Raw genomic sequence first — 18,561 nt, forward strand, 5'->3', positions numbered from 1 at the left:
GGAGGGGATACACCGTCATGCCCCAGCACCCTGCTCCGGTCTACCAGTACAGCCAGCTCACGGCCGATGCCCAGAACGCCCTGGTCGGCGGCGGGATACTGACCGGCCAGATCGCCACGTTCAACGGGGAGCTGATCCCCGACCTCGAAGAGCGCGTCGCTGGCCTCACCGGCCGCGCCCAGGCCCTCGCCGTCGACTCCGGGTCCTCCGCGCTGCGCATGGCCATGCGCGGTCTGGAGATCCGCGCCGGCCAAGAGGTGATCATCCCCGAGATCGGCTGGGTGTCCATCGGCGCGGCAGCCGACATGCTCGGCGCCACCGTGCGCATCGCACCCGCCACCGAATCCCTCACGCCCACGTGGGCCGAGATCGCCCCGCTCATCGGCCCGGACACCGCTGCCGTCGTCCTGGTCCATCTCCGAGGACGTCCCGCCCCCGGCACCGCCGAGATCGCCCGCCACCTCACCGACCTCGGCATCCCGCTCATCGAGGACTGCGCGCAGGCGTGGGGCGTCGAAGCCGAAGGCCGCCCGGCTGGCTGCTGGGGCACCCTGGCGACCTTCTCCACCCACTCCATGAAGATCATTGCCACGGGTGAGGGCGGACTCGTCGTCGGCGACGACCCCGACATGATGGCCCTGATGCGGGCCATAGCGGGAGATACGCGGCAGAGGACCCCGCGCGCAGTCTGGCGGTCCAAGGCCCGGATGACCGAACTCGCCGCAGGTCTAGCCCTGCCCCAGGTGGAGCACCTTCCCGTGCTCGTGGAGGACCTGCGCGCACTCCAGAGGGAAGTCCACCTCCAGCTCGCGGCGCTGGAGGGGCTCCAGCTCGTGCCCGGCTCCACCGAGCCGACCGGAAACGGGTCGCTCGTCGGCGTCCGCGCCCTCGATCCAGCCACTGCCGCGCGTATCTCCGGAGCTCTCTTCCAGCACGGCTACCGCAGCTGGTGGCCCGGTCCCGGTGACCTTCACACCGCCGAAGCCTGGCCCGTCCAGCCGGAGCGGCAGCTCGCCGACCACCGGACCTATTTCGACATCCAGATCCCCTGGCTCCCCGCGGACACCCACAAGCAGTGGGCCTGCACCCTTGCCGACCTCATACAGCAGAGCCTGGAGAGCGGCCGATGACCGCGATAGTCCGGGTCGGCATCATCGGCTGCGGAATGGTCGCCGAGGAGTACGCGACCACACTTGCCGCCTCCCCGCTGGTCCGCCTCACCACCTGCGCCGACGCCGACCCGGCCCGGGCCGACGCCTTCGGTGGCCGGCACGGCATCCCGGCCACCGAACCAGGCTCCGTCCTCGACCCGAACATCATCGACCTCGCGGTCATCCTCACCCCTCCCCACACCCACCACGCCCTGGCTCTGGAGGCCATCGCCGCGCGCGTCCCTGGCGTGTGGAGCGAGAAACCCCTTGCTCTCACACCAGGCGACGTCGCCCAGGTGGTTGCCGAAGCCGACACCGCCGGGATCCTGCTGGGGGCCGCGCCCGACACGACCTTGGGCCCGGCGTTCGTGACCGCGCACGAGGCGGTCAGGACGGGCCGGATCGGCACCGTGCTGTCCGCGACGGCCACACTCATGAGCACTGGGCTCAAGCGCTGGCACCCTTCCCCCGAACCCTTCTACGCTCAAGGCGCGGGCCCGCTGGGCGACATGGGCCCGTACTACCTCGCGGCCCTCGACGAGTTGCTCGGTCCACTGCAGGTCCACGCAGCGACCGCGCACACCCGGAAAGTACGCACCATCCGCTCCGGCCCCGCCGCAGGCAAGCACTTCACGGCCCAGGCCCCGATCCATATCGGCGCCCTCCTCACTTCCGCCGACGGCGTGCCCGTCACTCTGACCGCCAGCTTCGATGCCGCAGCCACCCGCACACCCCGCATCGAGCTCCAGGGAACGCGTGGGGCCCTCGTCCTGCCCGACCCCAACTTCCACACCGGCGACGTCCTCTTCGCCGAGTACGGCACCTTCACCTGGGAACCGCTACCGCCCACGAGCGGGGCCCCACGGATGACCGGCCGGGGGATGGGCGTCATCGACCTGGCCACAGCACTCACCCAGGGCACCGCACCTGCCTGCACCGGCGCACGGGCCGCCCGCGTCGCCGCAGTCAGCGACGCCATCCTCCGAGCCGCAGCCCGCCCTCACCGCGCGCTGCTCACACCACCCCACCAACACGGCACCGCCCACGCCGAGGGCACCACCACCATCGCCAAGGAGTCGACACGATGAGCCGTACCCAGCAGACCTTCAAGGCCGTGATCTTCGACTTCGGCGGCGTCCTGACCAACCCCATGGACGACACTGCCGTCGCGTTCGCCCAAGAGATAGGCCTGTCGACGTTCGCATACCGCGACACCGTCGCCTTCGACCCCGCTGGCCGCGCGCTCTACGCCCAGCTGGAACGTGGAGACATCAGCCAGACAGAGTGGAACCAGGGGATCGCCGGCATCCTGGGCATCGATGCCAACAACCTGATGGGCCGGGCCCTGGCCACACTGGCCCCTGAAAAGCTCGTGGTGAACGCCGCACAGTCAATCCGCGCCGCCGGTCTCAAGACAGCCATCCTGTCCAACAGCATGGGCCTGGAACCCTTCAACCCGTACACGCCGTGGGACCTGGAAGCCAACCATGACGTGATCGTCTTTTCCGAGCAGCACCGGATCCGCAAGCCGGATGCCGCGATCTACCAGCTCACCCTCGACAAGCTGGGCCTGCCCGGCTCGGCCTGCATCTTCGTCGACGACAACCCGAGCAACCTCATCCCCGCCCAGCACCTCGGCATGGCCACGGTCCACGCCACCACCCCCGTGGAGACCGTCGCCAAGCTCCAGCAACTCCTGGGGATCCCGCTCGACTGAGCCGGCACACCTGACGGCTCCAGAAGGCCCGGGGTGCGACGGCTCGAGCCGTCGCACCCCGGGCTCGCCGCCGTCCTTCCCCGGCCGAACCTGCAGCCCGAACCTGACGCACGCACCCCCACCACCGCCCTCAACGCCCATGTCCCGACGCCGGTAGTCGCAGCCCCAATTCCCCAAGCTCCAGTACCGGTGCTCCGCGCGTGCACCGGCTCCAGCAGCCCGCTGCGGAAACGAACTTCCTTGGCCGTCGCAGCGGTGCACCAAGGCGTTCAGGCCCGCTCGTCCAGGCACCAAGCGAATGGAGCACCCACCATGAGTACGACACCCCGCCTCGCGGCGCCCGTGTCCCAGGGTGACCGGATCGGCATCGTCACCGTCTCCGCCCCGGAGCCCGCCGCCCTTCCGGACGACTTCTCCCGCGGCGTCCAGGCGCTTACCGGGCTCGGTTTCGAAGTCGTCGTGGGCGCCCACGCCACCGGCCGGTCCGGATACCGCGCCGGCACCACCGACGAGCTCCTGGACGACTTCCACCAGATGATCGCCGACCCATCGATCGCCGCCGTGGTCTGCGCGGGCGGCGGAAGGAACTCCAACCGTCTCCTGTCCGGACTCGACCTCCCCTTGATTGCCGCCAACCCGAAGCTGATCGTCGGCGTGAGAGATCCCAGCCTCCTCCTCAACGCGATCACCTCGCGAACCGGCCTCGTCACCCTCCACGGGCCCTCGGTGATGTGGGACTTCGGGGACCCGGAGTCGCCATGCGAGACGGCCGAGCACTTCGCCGAGATGCTCGCCGGCCAGAGTGCCGCCGCCCGGATCGACGCACCCCTGACCTGGACCCGACCGGGCTCCGCCGAAGGCCACTTGATCGCGGGGTGTCTTTCGTCGCTGCGTTGCCTGCTTGGCAGGCCATGGGAGCCGCGCTGGGACGGAGCGATCCTGGCGGTCGAGGACGCCTTCAAGCCGACGGACGTCCTTGATCAGGCCTTCACCCACCTGCGGGACGTGGGGGTCCTCGACAAGATCGCGGGCCTGATCGTCGGGGAGAGCGTCGGCTGCGAGGCGACCGCGGGCATCACGGTCACCGCCATGGTCGACGAGCTGTGCCGCGAGTACGCCTGGCCCTTCGCCCACGGCCTGCCGTACGGGCACACCCCGCGCAAGTACACCCTCCCCATCGGCGCCACCCTGCGCGTGGACTCAGCCGCCGAGCACCCGCTCACCTTCGTCTCACCCTGGGTATCCGCAGCATGAAGCACCTGGCCAAAGCCCTGCAGCTTCAGCCCCTAGGGTGCCGGCGGCTAGCAAGGTCCGCAGGGTGTAGGTTCTCAATCTCCGCGTCATACGTCGAGCCTGTGAGCTGCGTGTTCTTCCTGTGTCTCACGCCATGTCATTCCCTGGCTGTCTCAGATCCGTGTCATTTCCTCGGCCCGCCAGTCAGGACGCAAGGGCGCGGTAGACGTCGTCGCAGTACAGCCGGCGTGCCAGGACATCCCTCGGCAGCCGGGCCCAGCAGGAGGTGCAGAAGCGAATCCGCGGCCATGCCTCCAGAGTCCCGCTCGCCCAAGATCCTCGCGATCCCCAGGGCGTCCCCGATACGGGCGCACAGCAGGAGCGAGACCGGACTCACCGCGCGTCCCCCGTCCGACCCGGGAGCGACTGGCCCTGTGAGATCCCTCCGCAGCATGACGGGCCGTTCTGCCGCGCAGGGAGTAGGCTCGATACCCAATAGATTTTGTTGGGTAAGGAGTCGTGATGGCGAAGCCAACGGATGCCTTCATCACGCTCCCGGGCGGTCAGCGCATCGAGGTGTCGGTCGGAGACGCTGGCGACGTCAGGTTGCCCAAGAACTACGCCGTGGTGGACGCTACGCGCGTTCGGGCACTGGAGCGCCCCTCCCGGCTTCGGTCGGTCGCAGGTCGTGCCACAGTCCCCGCAAAGAGCATCGCGCTTAGGTACAAGCCGGCCGCCAGTGCATACCAGCCCAAACAGGCGTTGGAGCGCGTTCTCGGCGTACTGGGTAATAACGGGGCGGCGGCGTTGCTCGGCGTTTCATCTTCTCAGCCGACTAGGTGGAAATCTGGTCGAGAGCGAATGAGTCCGGCCAGCGTTAGCGCCGTCGTTAATCTGGACGCGTTTTTGTCTCTTCTCTTCACTGTTTTCACGCCAGAACAAGCCGAACTCTGGCTTAGCGGTCAAGAGCCGTTGCTCGGTGGCGCGCGTCCGGCCGATGTCTTTCGCTCGAAAGGGCTAGCAGCTCTCGCGCCGATACTGCAGGCGATTGAACAAGGTGCCTATGCTTGAGCATGCCCCAGTACTATCGCGTCTGCGTGTATGACGCTTCCGCTCGGCCAGGACAGAATGGGCATCCACTCTACCGGTGGCCAGCGCAGGGTTATGGTCGTATTGACGATCCAGTGGGTGAGTACTTGGTTTTGTATCTCGCCGATACACCTCAAGGTGCGGTCGCGGAGACGCTGGGTCGTTACCAAAGTTGGGCACGTGCAGTGCTTGCCCCGCCCCCCAAGGCGCCACCTGGAAGTGTGCTGGCCCTTGCGACGTACGCGGGTGACCCCGCTGTATGTGACCTTGACGACGGGCCTCGACTTGTGGAATTGGGGCTGCGGCCATCAAATGTGATCACGCGAGATCGCGCCGTGACCCAGTCGTGGGCCCGTGCCCTGTTTGAGCGTCCCGACGGAAAAGGCGGCAGGGAATTCTCAGGCGCTTCATGGTGGTCTTATTACAAACCTGAGTGGTCCTCTATCGGCCTTTGGGATCTGAATTTGTCGGTGGAAGACATTGAGCCGCTCGAATTGAAACATCCCTCTGTGGTGGAGGCGGCAGATGAATTGAATAAGCTCATCAGCTGATGCGTTGTTGGATCTCGCGGCACAGCCACGGCGCCAGCACACTGTTCGCGAGGCCCGCACCGCAGTCGCATCACTCAAATGGGTGAGCGCCCTCACCAGCCAGTCTCAGGATCGTGTCCTATCTGCCAGCGATAGGACATCGATCGTGGGATTAGGACACGGGATTTGGGACCCTACACAGGGGGTCTGGGGTTAGCCGACGGTGCTGTGCTGCGTGTCCTCGACTTGGCCCAGCCAGGGCACCGCCTCGCCGCGGCAGGACTGGTTGACGGGAGTGAGACCCTCGCCGTCGGGCTCGTCGAGCGCCGGAATGGTGACGCCCATCCAGGCGTCTCCGTAGTCGTACGCCGCGATATGGGTGCCGCACGTGCCGCAGAATCCCCGCCGGGTCTTACCCGGGTACGTGTCGTACCAGGTCGGCTCGCCTCCCTCCCCGGTCCACTCGAATCCGTCGAGGGGGAACGCCACCCACGACATCATCGGCGCCCCGCCGCGCTTCTTGCAGTCCCGACAGCTACAGGTGTGGGGGTAGTCCGGGTCCCCCTTCGCTTCGAACCGGATCCGACCGCAGTCCGGGTGGCACCCACCGGAACGGGTCGCGCCGGTTGTGTCGGAGGTGGCGTTCAAGTTCGTTCATCTCCCCTGTATGGCAATCGAGTTCAGTGCGAGAGCTTGCCATCCGGGTGTGGCCGGCAGTGGTCCGCGCCGCCTCCCGTCGAAGGGGAACATACATCCGGCACTCGACACGGCGTTGAAGGCAGCAAGCGGTTTTCGGTGACCTGCCCCTGCAGCGGCCACTTCCGGCCAACCTCGCACGGCCGTCGTCCCGGGAAGCCCGGCGGCAGCCGGAAACGATCACGGGTGGCGCCTGGGAGGCGGGCTCGCCGAGGTAGGCCAGAACCCGCTGCTCCGACTCGGCGCCTGCCCTCTACTGGCTCCTCCAGTTCCAGCACCTCCCAACCCGCCTCAGCCCGTCACGCAGACGGGCCTCCTCGCCGTGCGCGGGAATCTGGCTGAACTGGGTTTTCCACACGTCGAGTTGAAGGAGGGGTCACCGTGCCGAGCAGTAGCCCGGGCGCCAAGGTCCGGGTACAGCGACCGCGGCGACGCCGATCAAGCGCCGCCGGGGCACGCGCCAGGCCAAGCCGTGGCACCACCTCCGGCACGCGGACCCCCTGGTCGATGTCCGAGGATCGCGCAAGCCCCTGATCGGGTGCCGCGCCGCGACGGCCACTCGAACGCGTGAGTTCAAAAGCCACCAGGTAGGCCGCTACTGCCCAACGTGCAAGATCCGCATTCACGTTCGAGATATTCGCCCGTCCGGGGCCGTTACGGCCGCGGAACCGGAGCGTTCTTAGAGCACCAGTGCCAACCTGCCGCCCAGATGGAGGACATCGTGAACGCCGAGCCCGCCCCCGTCCATCGGTCCCTCGAATTCGAACAGTGGCGGCGGTCCCCGCTCGCCGTCCGGTTCCGGGGACCCCGTCAATCCGGCGTCTGCGTGCGCGGCGCGGCACGACGGGATGCGAGGTGGTCGGCGTGAGCGGGATCGGCGATACAGCGGCCGGGAATGTACCCGGCCCGCGTGCCACCGAGCTGCCGCTCCCTCCGGCGGCAATGCCGGCCGGGCCGGAGGACGGGGACATGACCGAGGGCCTGGAGGAGGCGTACTGGTCGGTTCATGACGGCGCCGCCGCGAGCGCCACCGTGTACCAGGTCCTGGCTCGGCTGCCCAAGATCACCGCCGTCATCGGCCGGCTCGCCTGGCAAGCGGACCGCCGCTCCACCCTCGCGGCCATCGTCTGCCAGCTGGCCTCGGCGGCCATGGCCGCCTTCGGGCTGATCGCTTCGGTCAAAGTCCTCCAGCACCTCTTCGCGGAGGGCCCCACGCCCGACCGTGTGCGTGCTGCGATCCCCCAGATCCTGATCGTGGCGGGCTTCCTCGCGGCGCGGGCCCTGCTGGAGGCTGCGGTCGCGGTGGCCCAGGCCCGCGTCACACCCAAGATCCGCACCGCCCTCGAATGCGAGTTCCTCCACCTCACCGCGCACGTGCGCCTCGAGGCAGTCGAGGATCCCGACTGGCACGACGAGGTCCACCGTGCCAACGACCGTGGGCTCTTCTACGCGAGGATGATCGTCGGACAGGTCGTCTCCCTCGCCTCCGCGACCCTCGGGCTGATCGGTACGGCCGGCGTGCTCGGTGTCCTGCACCCAGCTCTTTTACCTCTCCTGCTGCTGTCGGTCCTGCCGGTGGGCGCGGCCGCCGTGCGCAGCGCACGGGCCCGGTTCAAGTCCTTCAAGCGGTGGAACGCGCTGCAGCGCCGAGTCCGGGTGTTCTCCTGGCTGCTGCTCGACGTGGACGCGGCCGCCGAACTGCGCTCCGACACGGCCCAGGGAGCGCTACTAGACGAGCACCGCCGCCTGACCACCAGAATCGCCGAGGAGGACACCCGCCTCGGCGTGAGCTCCGCCGTGCTCAACCTCACCGGCCGGACCGTTGGTGGGATCGGCACCGGCATCACGTACGCGGCGCTGGCCGGCATGCTGATCGCCGGCTGGCTGCCGCTGGCGGCGGGGGCCGGGGCCGTCCTGGCGATCCAGGCGGGCCGCGCCTCCCTGACCCAGCTCATCGAGGTGGGACACCTCGTGTACGAGCACGCCCTGTGGGTCGATGATCTCCTCGCGGTCCAGGAGCGGAGCCGCCGCCTCCTGCCGCGGACATCCAAGGTGCGTGCTCCGGACAAGGTGAAGGAAATCGTCGTCCAGGACGTCCACTTCAGCTACCCCGGCAAGGACACCCCGGCCCTGAACGGCGTCTCCTTCACCCTGCGCGCCGGGGAGACCGTGGCATTCGTCGGTTTCAACGGGTCCGGGAAATCAACAATGTCGAAGGTCCTGGCAGGCCTATACGAGGCTCAGCAAGGAAGCGTGAGCTGGGACGGCGTCGACGTTCGGGACATGGACACCCAGTCCCTGCACGAGCGGGTTGCCTGTGTCCTGCAGGACCCGGTCCGCTACCCCTTCAGCGCTCTGTCGAACATCACCGTCGGCGCCGGCAGCCTGACCGAGGCATATCCGGAGCGGGTCATGGCCGCCGCTCGGGCTTCCGGAGCCGACAAGGTGATCGCCGCGCTCCCCGGCCAGTGGCAGGCGACGCTGTCCAAGCGGTTCAAGAAGGGACGCCAGCTCTCCGGCGGAGAGTGGGCGAAGATCGCCGTGGCCCGCGGCCTCTACCAGCTTGCGGTTCTGCTTCTCCTGGATGAGCCGACCGCGAGCATGGACCCGCCGTCCGAGCACGCCGTGTACGAGGCCGTGCTGCGAGGCCGACTGCGACCGGACCAGATCACGGTGCTCATCTCCCACCGGCTCGCGAGCGTCGTCGACTGCGACCGAATCCTGGTCTTCGACAGCGGCCGCATCGTCGAGTCCGGATCTCACCAGGAACTCATGGCCCTGGGCGGGGATTACGCCTCGATGTTCACCCTTCAAGCCAGCGGCTACCACCCCGGCACGCCCACCACCGAGGACGCAGCCCGGTGACCCCCTCCCGCATCGCCACCACTAGAGAGACGCGGTGCCCCGCGGACGCATGACGCCGACCCCCCGATCCGGATACAGGCCCCCCACCGAAGGCGAGAAGTACGCCGTGCCGCCCAGCCACACCCATATCCGCAAGACCGTCGAGGCCTACCTCGGCCACCACCCTGCCGAGCGCGACACCTTGGCCGACCTCCTGACCGCTCTCGACCAGCCCTATGACGCGACCAGCCGGAGCACTCTGCCCGGCCACGTCACGTGCAGCGCCATCGTCATCGACCGAAACGCCAATGTTCTCCATATTTCACACCGGGTGACAGGGCTCCTTCTGGCTCCGGGCGGCCACATCGAGGCCGGTGACCGTTCCCTGCTCGGCGCGGCCCTGCGCGAGCTGGCGGAGGAAGCCGGGATCCCGGCCGACGCCCTCACCCTGACGCCTCAGGCCCTCGGCACGCCGATCGATATTGACGTTCACGACATCGACGAGAACCCCGACAAGGGCGAACCCCCACACCGGCACTACGACATCCGCTACGCCTTTTACCTCGCCAACAAGGACCGGCCGGAGATCGTGCTACAGGACCAGGAGGTGTCCGGCGCCCAGTGGGTACCCATCACCGCCATCACCTCGCCGACACTGCGCGCCAAACTCCTGGAAGCGGGGCTCGACGGCCGGCCAGAACCGGTGAACGCCTCCGCGCTCATCCACGACGGGGCCGGGTCCTACCTGCTGCATCTTCGCGACGAACGGCCCGAAATTTGGCAGCCATGGACGATGGCGCTGGTTGGGGGCGGGCGTAGGCGGGGCGACCGGAGCCTGGAGGACACCCTGCTGCGTGAACTGTCCGAGGAGGTCCCCGGGCTGCACCTGGAGGGCCTTGCGCCGTACGCCGTGGAGGAGGCCACCAGCGTGGATGGCCTCCGCGTCCCTATTCGCGTCTTCGCCGGCCGGTGGAACGGGGACCCTGACCAACTCGAGCTGCGGGAGGGGGTTCTCCTGCACTGGGTCACTCCGGACCAGCTGGATCGGCTGCGCCTGAGCCGCGGACTCGGCAACTTGATCCGCCGCCACGCAGCAGATCACCCGCCGCAGGCAGAGCAGGACGAGGCGCCGCCAGCGTCGGACGGAGGCCGCCGGCCCGTGCTCAACGGCATCGGCGTGCATCTCCACCTGGAGGACGAGCACGGACGCGTACTCCTCGGACTGCGCCACCCGGACGTCGCGTACGCGGGGAACACCTGGCACTTCCTCGCCGGGAAGTGCGAACGGGAGTCCGCGGTCACCTGCCTGGTCCGCGAAGCCCGGGAGGAAGCGGGGCTGGTCATCGACCCGGCGGACCTGGAGCTGGTGCACGTCGTGCACATCGTCGACACCCCCGGCGGCCTCCCCCTGCTGCAGATGATCTTCCAGGCCAGCCGGTGGGAGGGGGTTCCCGAGGTCCTCGAACTCGACAAGTGCCTGGCCTGGCAGTGGTTTGAGCCGACGGGCCTGCCCAAGCAGCTCGTCCCGTACACCCGCGCGGCCATCGAGGGAATCTCCGCCGGCCACCGCTACACGGAGCTCGGGTGGGACCGATGACCGCGGGCCTGCGCGGCCTCCGCATCCGGGGCTGTTGGGTACCGAGCCCGTCCGCCCGCTGGAGGCGGTCGCCCAGGAGGAACCGGTTCCCGCGCCCGGCCTCGCGCGTACTCGCGGATGACTCAGAGGGGGTGTTCCGTGAGCAGCCCTGACTCCGGCGCCGCCTCCGCGTCGTTGTGGCGGCACCAAGATTTCCGTCGGTACATGACCGGCCAGACCTGCAGCGTCGCCGGTAGCTCGATCAGCTCCATGGTCCTGCCGGTACTCGCTGTCATCGATCTGGACGCCACGGCCGGGCAGGTCTCCGTCCTGGCGGTTCTCGGACAGCTGCCGCCGGCTCTGCTCGCTCTGCACGCCGGGGCGGCTGCGGACAGGTACTCCAAGCGGCGGCAAATGATCACCGGGGACCTGGTGAGCGCCGCGGCGCTCGCGACGGTCCCGGTGGCCGCGGCGCTGGGCACCTTGACCCTGGCGCACCTCATGGTCGTCTCCGCTGTTCGGAGCGCCGCCGCGGTGGTGCACGACGCGGCGTCGATCAGCCTGCTCCCCGGGTTGGTCGACCGGTCGCTGATCCAGCGGAGCAACTCCCGCATCGGCGCGCTGTTCGCGATCGCCGCGACCGGTGGCAGCAACGCCGGCGCCGCGTTGACCGCGCTGCTCGGCCCGGCCCGCGCACTGCTCGGCGACGTCGCCTCCTACCTCGTCAGCGCGTGGTGCACCTACCGGATCCAGGCCCGCGAGAGCACCCCCGCACCGGCCGAGGGGCGCCGGCTGTGGACGGAGATCGTCGAGGGTCTGCGGTACGTGCACGGTGATCCCCGGCTGAGCGTTCTGACCTGGGTCAACGCGACGACCTCCTTCGCGCTGGCGCTGCTCAACACCCTGTGGGCGCTGTACCTCCTGCGGTTCTTGGCGATGAGCCCGACCGCGTTCGGCGTGCTGCTGGGGCTCGGCGCCTTGGGCGCTGCCGCCGGGGCGCTGGCCGCTCCAGCGGTTGCGCGGCGGTACGGGCCCGGGCCGATGATGCTGACCGCGCTCGCCCTCACACCGCTCACCCAGATCCCTCTGCTGATCGCGTCCCCAGGCCTGACCTGGGAAGTCGTGATCGGGAGCGCGCTGTTTCTCCAGTTGGCGTGTGCTGGGGCCGCCGGAACGACGCAGCGTTCGATCCGGCAGATCGTCACCTCGGCCGGGATGCAGGCCCGGATGCAGGCCGTGAGTACCTGGCTGACCTGCGCGGCCAAGCCGCTGGGCGCGCTGCTGGCCGGCGGACTCGGCACCTGGGCCGGCGTCCGGCCGGCCCTGGTCGTGGGCTCCTGCCTCCTGGTCGTGCCGTTCGTGGTCCTGGCCCGGTCTCCGCTGCGCGGCCTGCGGCAGATGCCGGCCACCCCTGGGAGGCCCGGGACGCCCTGCCCGGTCGTTCCCGCCCCGGGGGCGGCGTGCGCCCAGGACACCAGCCGAGAGGGCTCCATGGACGGAGGGACATCGTGAACCATTTGAACGCTGGGGCGGCCACCGACGCCGGGTCCAAGGCCTCCCCACTGCCTGAGCCGCGGTTCCCGGCAGACACGAGCCCCGCGTCGTCCGCGGGTGGCGTGGTCGTGGCGTCCGCCGATCCCGATACCGCGGCTGCCCGGGCGGAGATGGTGGCCCGCCTGGAAGAATCCGGCGACTTGGGTGCGGGCCCGGTGCGGGATGCACTTCTCGCCCTGCGGCGCGAGCTCCTGATTCGTCAGGCGTACGTACGCCGCTCGGCTCCCGACGAGCTTCCACCGCGGTGGGAGCTGCTCGACTGGGCGCGCCCCGACGACCGGGACGAGCTGTGCCACCTGCTGCACAGAGGAGACAGCGTCCCTGTTCAGCACGCGGGCGAGCCCATCCTCGGCCGGATCCCGGGCGTGCGCAGCGGGGGGACCATGACGGCGATGTCGAGCACGATGGGCATGACCTCCGGCCTCTTGGACGCACTGGACCTGCGGCCGGGTCAGCGGGTTCTGGACGTCGGCTCCGGCGCCGGGGTCACTGCTGGCGTGATGTGCTTCGTGTGCGGGGACGAAGGCGTCGTCACGCTCGACGTCGACCGACACGTCAGCGAAGCCATGCGAGCGCACCTGGCCGTCCTCGGGTACCGGCCCACCGTGGTGACCGGCGACGGACGGGTCGGCTGGCCCGCCAGAGCGGCGTACGACCGGATCTTCGTCTCCTTCGCCGTGCCCAGCATCCCCACGGCCCTGGTGGACCAGCTCGCCCCGGGCGGCCTCGCCCTGATGACGGTGGCCACCTCGTCACCGTCCTGGCCGGGCCTCGCCGTGATCACCAAATCCTCGATGGGACAGGTCCAGGCCGAGCTGCGCGCGGTGGAGTTCGGCCACCGCGCCGGCACGGGCATCGACGGCTTCGAGCAGGTCTTCCTGTCCGCCAAGTTCCGCAAGCAGATCGCCGCGGGCGGTGGCCGCTGGACCCGGCGCAGCCGGCTAGTGCCTCCAGCAGTCACCGACCGCGGCGCGTGGCTGGCGCTCGGGGCACTGCGGCCCGGGCTCGTCCGGGACTACGGAGCGGAGGACCTGACCCTCGGCGCCCCCAGCTGCGGATCCTGGATGCGGGCCCGCCCAGCCGGGAGCCGCTGGACGGTCACCGCCGACGGGCCGCGTGACATCTGGGCGGAACTCCACGAAGTCGCCGCCCTGTGGCGGGCGGCCGGCTCCCCGTCCGCCTACCGCATCGAAATCGACTCCGGCGGCACCCAGCAGGCGACCACCAGCTGCGGCACCCTCTCCTGGCCGCTCCCCGCCCCGTCCCTCACTCCCGGAGAAGCCCCATGACCATGCATCCCGGCGCACCCGCCATCGACGACACCCCCAGGGCCGGGGAGGCACTGTTCGGTACCACGGCCGCCGACTATGCCCGCTACCGTCCCGGAGTACCCGACGCCGCCGTGCGGCTCCTCGCCGCAACCCTGCACGGCGTGCCCGCACCGGTCCTCCCCTCGACCTTGATAGGACTCTTTGAAATCGGCCACCCCCTGCTTGGGCTGGCCTCAGAGTTGCTCGCTCTGATTCCCCACCCGGATAACGGCTGCACCGATGTTCCTGCCGGTCCCCTATTCGCCCCCGTCTTGCCCATTGATCTTGAGGCGGATGAGCTTGCGGAAGTCATGCCGGAATCCGACCGCCGCCACCCATGCCAGACTCAAGATGATAATGGCCTCGGACCAAAAGAAGGCAAGGTAGTCCATCATCGATCCGATCGGTGGGGAGCCGGGTGCAGCGTTTCGGAAGCCGACAAGGGCAAACAAGGTCGCGGCCATCCAGCCCAGAGCTGGCCAGGTCAATCCTTCCTTCTTATGCACCAGGATGACCGCGCCCGCTAGCACGGCAAAGGCTAGCCCCCACATGGCCAACATCATGAACACGGTAAAAATCCAGGTGCTTCGAGACCTGTGGATGCTCAGCTCAAGGCCAGCAGACTCGGGGTTTGAGACATATCTGGTCGGATTCATGACGAAGAATGGGTCGGCATTCACGAAACTCATCCGGACGGGAATGTAGGATCCGTTTGACGTGGTTGCGTTCCAAGAGATGCTTGTTGAGTAGAAATCCCAGGGGTAGTGGGTAGCCCGACCGCCGTCCAAGATAAACCGAAGCTGCTGCAATCTGGGGACGGTGTTCTTGGAAAGGCGAATACTCCCGGGAATGAGGTGGGAGGAAGCGAGCTGTACGTCCTCAGTGAAGGACAACCCTTCACGAGCGCCCTCCCTTAGGGACTCCTGAGGCAAGGGCAGGACGCTCAGCACCACCTCGTTGGCTACGGGGTCAACCCTCTGAGCCGTGACTTTGAGGTGCAGCGCCATGCCCACTGTCACCGGTGCGGAACTGGATACCCGTCTCTCCTGATGACTGGCGTGCCACTCGTCAAGGTAGAGGCTGAGCCCTACCACAGGGGGCCCCAGAAGGACTAATGCGATTCCAACGTAGATGAAAGCCGTCGCACCCCTCGGCCGTAGTCGAGGTTCTCGTGATTTCCTTGGCTCTTCGGATGCCTCGTCGGGGGTATGGGGGGACTCAGCCATCTGCTCAGCCTGGCTAAGTTCCTCACGAGAGCGGGGAGCGCCGCGCCAATCAAAGTGCAATCACTCTTTGTGACCAGCATCGAACAGCCCGCGAATACGCGACAGGTGAACATGCGGCTCTACCAGGCTCAAGCCCGTGATCTGCGGAGAGACGCCACAGCGGATGGGCCCGATGGCCAGCCAGATCCAGGTGCGGGTCGAGCTGTCCAGGGTGGGCGAAGCCCAGCGTGAAGCGCTGCCGCAGGCGCCCATGACCGTTCGGCGCGGCCCGCACACTGCACGATCGGGCGGCCCGGCTCCACCATCTTGACCACGCTCGCGCTCGCTCCCCACTTGGCTGAGGTGCGGACCTAGCGAGGCGACGAGCGGCCCTGGCCGAATCCAGAGATCCCCATCAACCTCGGCGCCGGGACAGGACAGGTACCCCGCGCGCTGCTGGCAGTCGTGCCCCGGCTGGCCCACATCGACCTCGTAGACGTCAACCAAGGGATGCTCGCCCAGGCGATGGCGGACCTCCGTCCCGTCCTCGGCACGACCACGGCCTCGGCATTCGCGGGCGAAGCCCACACCTACGGGCCGCAGCGGCCCGGCCAGGGACCTGATCTGGTCACCTGCTGCCGGGCGTTCCACTGGATGGACCGGCCGGCGGTGCTGGCCATGGCCGACCAGGTGACCACACGTACGGCGGCGTTCGCACTCATGGGCGACGGAAGTCTGTGGACCCACCAGGCAGGCTGGACGGCCGCGCTGAAGGAGCTGATCCAAACGCACCTCGGCGAAGGCCGCCGCGCGGGCACCACCGGCGCCTACTCGGGGCCCGGCCGCCGGTACGAGGACGACCTGGCCGACTCCGCGTTCAGCGACATCACCGAGCAGCGCTTCCCGCATACCCGGACCTGTACCCCGACCGGTGTGGTCGGGTAGCTGCGCTCCACCAGCTTCGCCCGTCCCGACCTCTTTTCCGACCACGCCCGATTCGAGGAGCAGGCCCTGGAACTCCTCGAGGAGCATGCCCAAGACGGCCTGCTGAACGAGGAGTCCGTCTTCACCGTGCTCGTCGCCCGCCGGCCCCAGGCCGCACGGTGAGCGGCGGCCTGCGGCACACCGTGCCGGTCGACGTCCACCTCATCCTGCGCCGCGACGGCAAGGACGGCCCGGAGGTACTGCTGTCGCGCCGCGCTGGCCCCGTGTACGCGACAGGGCTCTACCACTGCCCGTCCGGTCATCTCGACCCCGAGGAGGACATGGTCGAAGCCGTCATCCGGGAGGCCCGCGAGGAGACCGGCGTCCTCATCGATCCCGAGGACGTCACCGTGGCCGTCACCGTCCACCACCGTCCCCCCGTCGGTGCCGGAAGCCGCATCGGCGTGTTCTTCGAAGTCCGCCGGTGGTCGGGACAGCCGGCTGTGATGGAGCCGGACCGGTGCGACGACATGGGCTGGTACCCGCTGGAGGGCGGGCTGCCGGAGCCGATGGTGGCGTACTGCCGGGCCGGCCTGGACGCCTACCGTGCCGGGCTGCCCGCGGCCGTCCACTTCCAGGAACCGGGCGACCCAATCCCCTACGCAGCAGAGGGCCCCGACCGCACTCTCCTCCTGCCCGGCCCGCCGGTCGACGGACCCGGACTCCCGCACCACCTGCAGGTGTTCGCCGAGCCGGCCGTGGGCCGGATCACCGGAGCCGAGGACGTCTCCTGGGTACGGACCGGGAGCAGGGTCTGGCGGATCACCGGCGCCGGTGGCGGTACCTGGTACCTCAAACGGCACCGCGGGGCCAAGTTCCATGACAGGGAGGTGGCCGCGCTCCGGTCGTGGGCGCCGGTACTCGGCGCGAAGGCCCCGCGGCTGGTCGCAGCCGACAGCCAGGCGCGGGCCGTGGTGATCACCGCACTCACCGGCCGGCCGCTGCACGGCATGGCCCTGGACCCTGCGACCGAGGCACAGGTCCAGCACGGTCTGGGCCAGCTGGCCGCCGCCCTGCACCGCGCCGCCCCCGAGCAGCCCGCCGGCCCCTCCCCGGCCCTGGGCAAGATCGAGCGGCACCTGAAAGCGGCCGGACCGTACCTGGCCGTCGGCGACGAGGACCTGGTCCTCGCCCTGGCCCGCGCGTACGCGGACCTGCCCGCGCCTCCCGCAGTGCCGACACACGGGGACCTGCAGTACCGCAACGTCCTGATCGGCGACGACGGCGGGCCACGACTGCTGGATTTCGAGCGCTCCGAATATGCCAGCGCCACCAGGGACATGGTGCGGCTCTCCGACACCTGGACCGGCAGAGACGACCTTCGGGCCGCGTTCCTGAACGGGTACGGCCGGCCACTCGACCCGGACGAGGAGCTACGCCTGGACTGCGAGGCGGCCTTCGACGCAGTCTCCGGCATCGCCTACGGCATGTCCCACGGCGACCCCGAGGTCACCGAACGCGGCCGCCGCACCCTGCTGCGCCTCCACACCGACCGCCACCGCTAACCCCCGCCACAGCACCGATTTAAGGAGCACGGTATGGCCCAGCCCCGCCTGGCCACCCCCGCCGACGCTGCGGAGATCTCCCGCCTGCGCTCGGAGAACATCCTGTCCGAGCCCCTGGATACGCTCTGGCTGGACCGGTGCACCGACCAGCTCGCCGTACGCCTCGTTCCCGGAGGCGACGCACGCGCCTACGTCATCGACGCACCCGACGGCCGCCTTGCCAGCTGCGCCCTCGGCCTCGTCCACGCTGTCCTGCCCGCCCCCAAGTACCCCCAAGGGCTGGCCGTACGGATCCACGCGGTGGCCACCGACCCCGATCACCGGCGCCGCGGCCACGCCAAGGCCGCGCTCACCGCACTCCTGGACCACCTGGAAGCCGACGGGGTCACCCTCTACGAGCTGTACGCGAGCGAGGGCTCCGCCCCTCTCTACGAAGGGCTCGGCTTCGGATCCGATCCGGCGCTGATGCGGATGACCCGCTTCCCCGCCCCGCTCGACGGGAGGACGCCGTGAGCCGGACATGGCTGCCTCCAGAGGAGCTCGCCGCGACGCTCGCCAAGGCCACGGTCTTCGGCGCGATCTTCTTCACCGACGAGGCTGACCGCCCCGTCCATCTCCGCGCCACCTACACCACCACCCATCCGTGGCTGTGGCCGGGCGGGATCGCGGAAGCCGGAGAGCGGCCGTGGCAGACCGCGGTGCGCGAATGCCGTGAGGAGACCGGGCTGGAGGTGGCGGGGCTGCCGCGGTTGCTCGCTGCCCCGTGTTCGGACTGCCCGTAGCCGCATGGCCACTGAACACGGTCGGCTTCGTGTTCGACGGGGGCGGCTCACGGGGGCGCAGCTGGACGGGATCACGTTGGATACGGCCGGGCCTTGCGGCAACCACTCTTGCCACCCTCCACCACCACAACGAGGCATTGCGTTCAGAGCTCACCACCCGCACCGGCACCATCATGCCGCTCACGAGGCGCTGACGACCTCCGACGAGGCGAGGACGCCGCAACGACAGGGCGATAGGGCGATACGCAAGTTGAGTAACCATGTCCGCGGCCAGCGGTTCTCAGTCGGTCGGAACACCCCGTTCAACCCCCGGCGCCACCCGAGCAACTGATCTTGTCAACGGCCAGTGGAGTCTCCCCGTAGCTCCGTGGACTCCACCGGCGAT

Annotated in this window: 16 protein-coding genes; 14 read left to right on the forward strand and 2 right to left on the reverse strand. The window is 69.1% G+C overall.

What is annotated here, in order from left to right:
• The first annotated feature begins 17 nt into the window (after positions 1-17).
• From OG299_RS00390 to OG299_RS00415, 6 genes are all read left to right on the forward strand, one after another.
• Complete coding sequence (locus OG299_RS00390; RefSeq protein WP_327359956.1) at positions 18-1,130, forward strand: DegT/DnrJ/EryC1/StrS family aminotransferase; 1,113 nt, start codon at positions 18-20, stop codon at positions 1,128-1,130.
• A complete protein-coding gene (locus tag OG299_RS00395; RefSeq protein ID WP_327359957.1) occupies positions 1,127-2,239 on the forward strand; it encodes a Gfo/Idh/MocA family protein in 1,113 nt (370 codons plus the stop codon). The genes OG299_RS00390 and OG299_RS00395 overlap by 4 nt, the downstream gene beginning before the upstream one ends.
• Positions 2,236-2,868, forward strand: coding sequence for an HAD family hydrolase (locus OG299_RS00400; protein WP_327359958.1), 633 nt, complete (start codon positions 2,236-2,238; stop codon positions 2,866-2,868). Before OG299_RS00395 ends, OG299_RS00400 begins: the two co-directional genes overlap by 4 nt.
• A 312-nt stretch (positions 2,869-3,180) precedes the next feature.
• Complete coding sequence (locus OG299_RS00405) at positions 3,181-4,122, forward strand: S66 peptidase family protein (protein WP_327359959.1); 942 nt, start codon at positions 3,181-3,183, stop codon at positions 4,120-4,122.
• 501 nt (positions 4,123-4,623) lie between these two features.
• Positions 4,624-5,172, forward strand: a complete 549-nt coding sequence (locus OG299_RS00410) for a hypothetical protein (RefSeq protein ID WP_327359960.1) — start codon at positions 4,624-4,626, stop codon at positions 5,170-5,172.
• 2 nt (positions 5,173-5,174) lie between these two features.
• Entirely contained in the window at positions 5,175-5,741 is a 567-nt protein-coding gene (locus OG299_RS00415; protein WP_327364411.1) for an RES domain-containing protein, read from the forward strand.
• Positions 5,742-5,933: 192 nt separating this feature from the next.
• Here the strand turns inward: OG299_RS00415 and OG299_RS00420 are convergent, their stop codons facing one another.
• A complete protein-coding gene (locus OG299_RS00420; RefSeq protein ID WP_327359961.1) occupies positions 5,934-6,368 on the reverse strand; it encodes a GFA family protein in 435 nt (144 codons plus the stop codon).
• A gap of 1,017 nt (positions 6,369-7,385) precedes the next feature.
• Here OG299_RS00420 and OG299_RS00425 point away from each other — a divergent pair.
• From OG299_RS00425 to OG299_RS00440, 4 genes are all read left to right on the forward strand, one after another.
• A complete protein-coding gene (locus OG299_RS00425) occupies positions 7,386-9,281 on the forward strand; it encodes an ATP-binding cassette domain-containing protein (RefSeq protein WP_327359962.1) in 1,896 nt (631 codons plus the stop codon).
• 106 nt (positions 9,282-9,387) lie between these two features.
• Positions 9,388-10,857, forward strand: a complete 1,470-nt coding sequence (locus OG299_RS00430) for an NUDIX domain-containing protein (RefSeq protein WP_327359963.1) — start codon at positions 9,388-9,390, stop codon at positions 10,855-10,857.
• A gap of 117 nt (positions 10,858-10,974) precedes the next feature.
• Positions 10,975-12,348: an MFS transporter gene (locus tag OG299_RS00435; protein ID WP_327359964.1), complete on the forward strand. Its 1,374-nt coding sequence runs from the start codon at positions 10,975-10,977 to the stop codon at positions 12,346-12,348.
• 197 nt (positions 12,349-12,545) lie between these two features.
• Entirely contained in the window at positions 12,546-13,679 is a 1,134-nt protein-coding gene (locus OG299_RS00440) for a methyltransferase domain-containing protein (RefSeq protein ID WP_327359965.1), read from the forward strand.
• Positions 13,680-13,957: 278 nt separating this feature from the next.
• On the opposite strand, the gene OG299_RS00445 is transcribed toward OG299_RS00440, so the two are convergent.
• Positions 13,958-14,926 (reverse strand): DUF8686 domain-containing protein, encoded by a 969-nt coding sequence (locus tag OG299_RS00445; RefSeq protein ID WP_327359966.1) that lies wholly within the window; start codon positions 14,924-14,926, stop codon positions 13,958-13,960.
• A 393-nt stretch (positions 14,927-15,319) separates the two neighbouring features.
• Here OG299_RS00445 and OG299_RS00450 point away from each other — a divergent pair, with 393 nt between their 5' ends.
• The 4 genes from OG299_RS00450 to OG299_RS00465 all read left to right on the forward strand — a co-directional run bounded on the left by OG299_RS00450 (position 15,320) and on the right by OG299_RS00465 (position 18,176).
• On the forward strand, positions 15,320-15,850 hold the full coding sequence (locus OG299_RS00450; protein WP_327364412.1) for a class I SAM-dependent methyltransferase: 531 nt from the start codon (positions 15,320-15,322) through the stop codon (positions 15,848-15,850).
• A gap of 158 nt (positions 15,851-16,008) precedes the next feature.
• A complete protein-coding gene (locus tag OG299_RS00455) occupies positions 16,009-17,394 on the forward strand; it encodes a phosphotransferase (protein WP_327359967.1) in 1,386 nt (461 codons plus the stop codon).
• Between the two features lie 33 nt (positions 17,395-17,427).
• A complete protein-coding gene (locus tag OG299_RS00460; protein ID WP_327359968.1) occupies positions 17,428-17,907 on the forward strand; it encodes a GNAT family N-acetyltransferase in 480 nt (159 codons plus the stop codon).
• Entirely contained in the window at positions 17,904-18,176 is a 273-nt protein-coding gene (locus tag OG299_RS00465) for an NUDIX domain-containing protein (protein ID WP_327359969.1), read from the forward strand. Before OG299_RS00460 ends, OG299_RS00465 begins: the two co-directional genes overlap by 4 nt.
• Positions 18,177-18,561: the final 385 nt, after the last annotated feature.

This window comes from Streptomyces sp. NBC_01296 (assembly GCF_035984415.1).
Lineage (GTDB): Bacteria > Actinomycetota > Actinomycetes > Streptomycetales > Streptomycetaceae > Streptomyces.

What these genes read in the sequence shown, in the direction of transcription:
- OG299_RS00390 (WP_327359956.1), top strand. Translation starts at nt 18, where the DNA reads ATGCCCCAGCACCCTGCTCCGGTCTACCAGTACAGCCAGCTCACGGCC.
- OG299_RS00395 (WP_327359957.1), top strand. Translation starts at nt 1,127, where the DNA reads ATGACCGCGATAGTCCGGGTCGGCATCATCGGCTGCGGAATGGTCGCC.
- OG299_RS00400 (WP_327359958.1), top strand. Translation starts at nt 2,236, where the DNA reads ATGAGCCGTACCCAGCAGACCTTCAAGGCCGTGATCTTCGACTTCGGC.
- OG299_RS00405 (WP_327359959.1), top strand. Translation starts at nt 3,181, where the DNA reads ATGAGTACGACACCCCGCCTCGCGGCGCCCGTGTCCCAGGGTGACCGG.
- OG299_RS00410 (WP_327359960.1), top strand. Translation starts at nt 4,624, where the DNA reads ATGGCGAAGCCAACGGATGCCTTCATCACGCTCCCGGGCGGTCAGCGC.
- OG299_RS00415 (WP_327364411.1), top strand. Translation starts at nt 5,175, where the DNA reads ATGCCCCAGTACTATCGCGTCTGCGTGTATGACGCTTCCGCTCGGCCA.
- OG299_RS00425 (WP_327359962.1), top strand. Translation starts at nt 7,386, where the DNA reads ATGACCGAGGGCCTGGAGGAGGCGTACTGGTCGGTTCATGACGGCGCC.
- OG299_RS00435 (WP_327359964.1), top strand. Translation starts at nt 10,975, where the DNA reads ATGACTCAGAGGGGGTGTTCCGTGAGCAGCCCTGACTCCGGCGCCGCC.
- OG299_RS00445 (WP_327359966.1), bottom strand. Translation starts at nt 14,926, where the DNA reads ATGGCTGAGTCCCCCCATACCCCCGACGAGGCATCCGAAGAGCCAAGG.
- OG299_RS00460 (WP_327359968.1), top strand. Translation starts at nt 17,428, where the DNA reads ATGGCCCAGCCCCGCCTGGCCACCCCCGCCGACGCTGCGGAGATCTCC.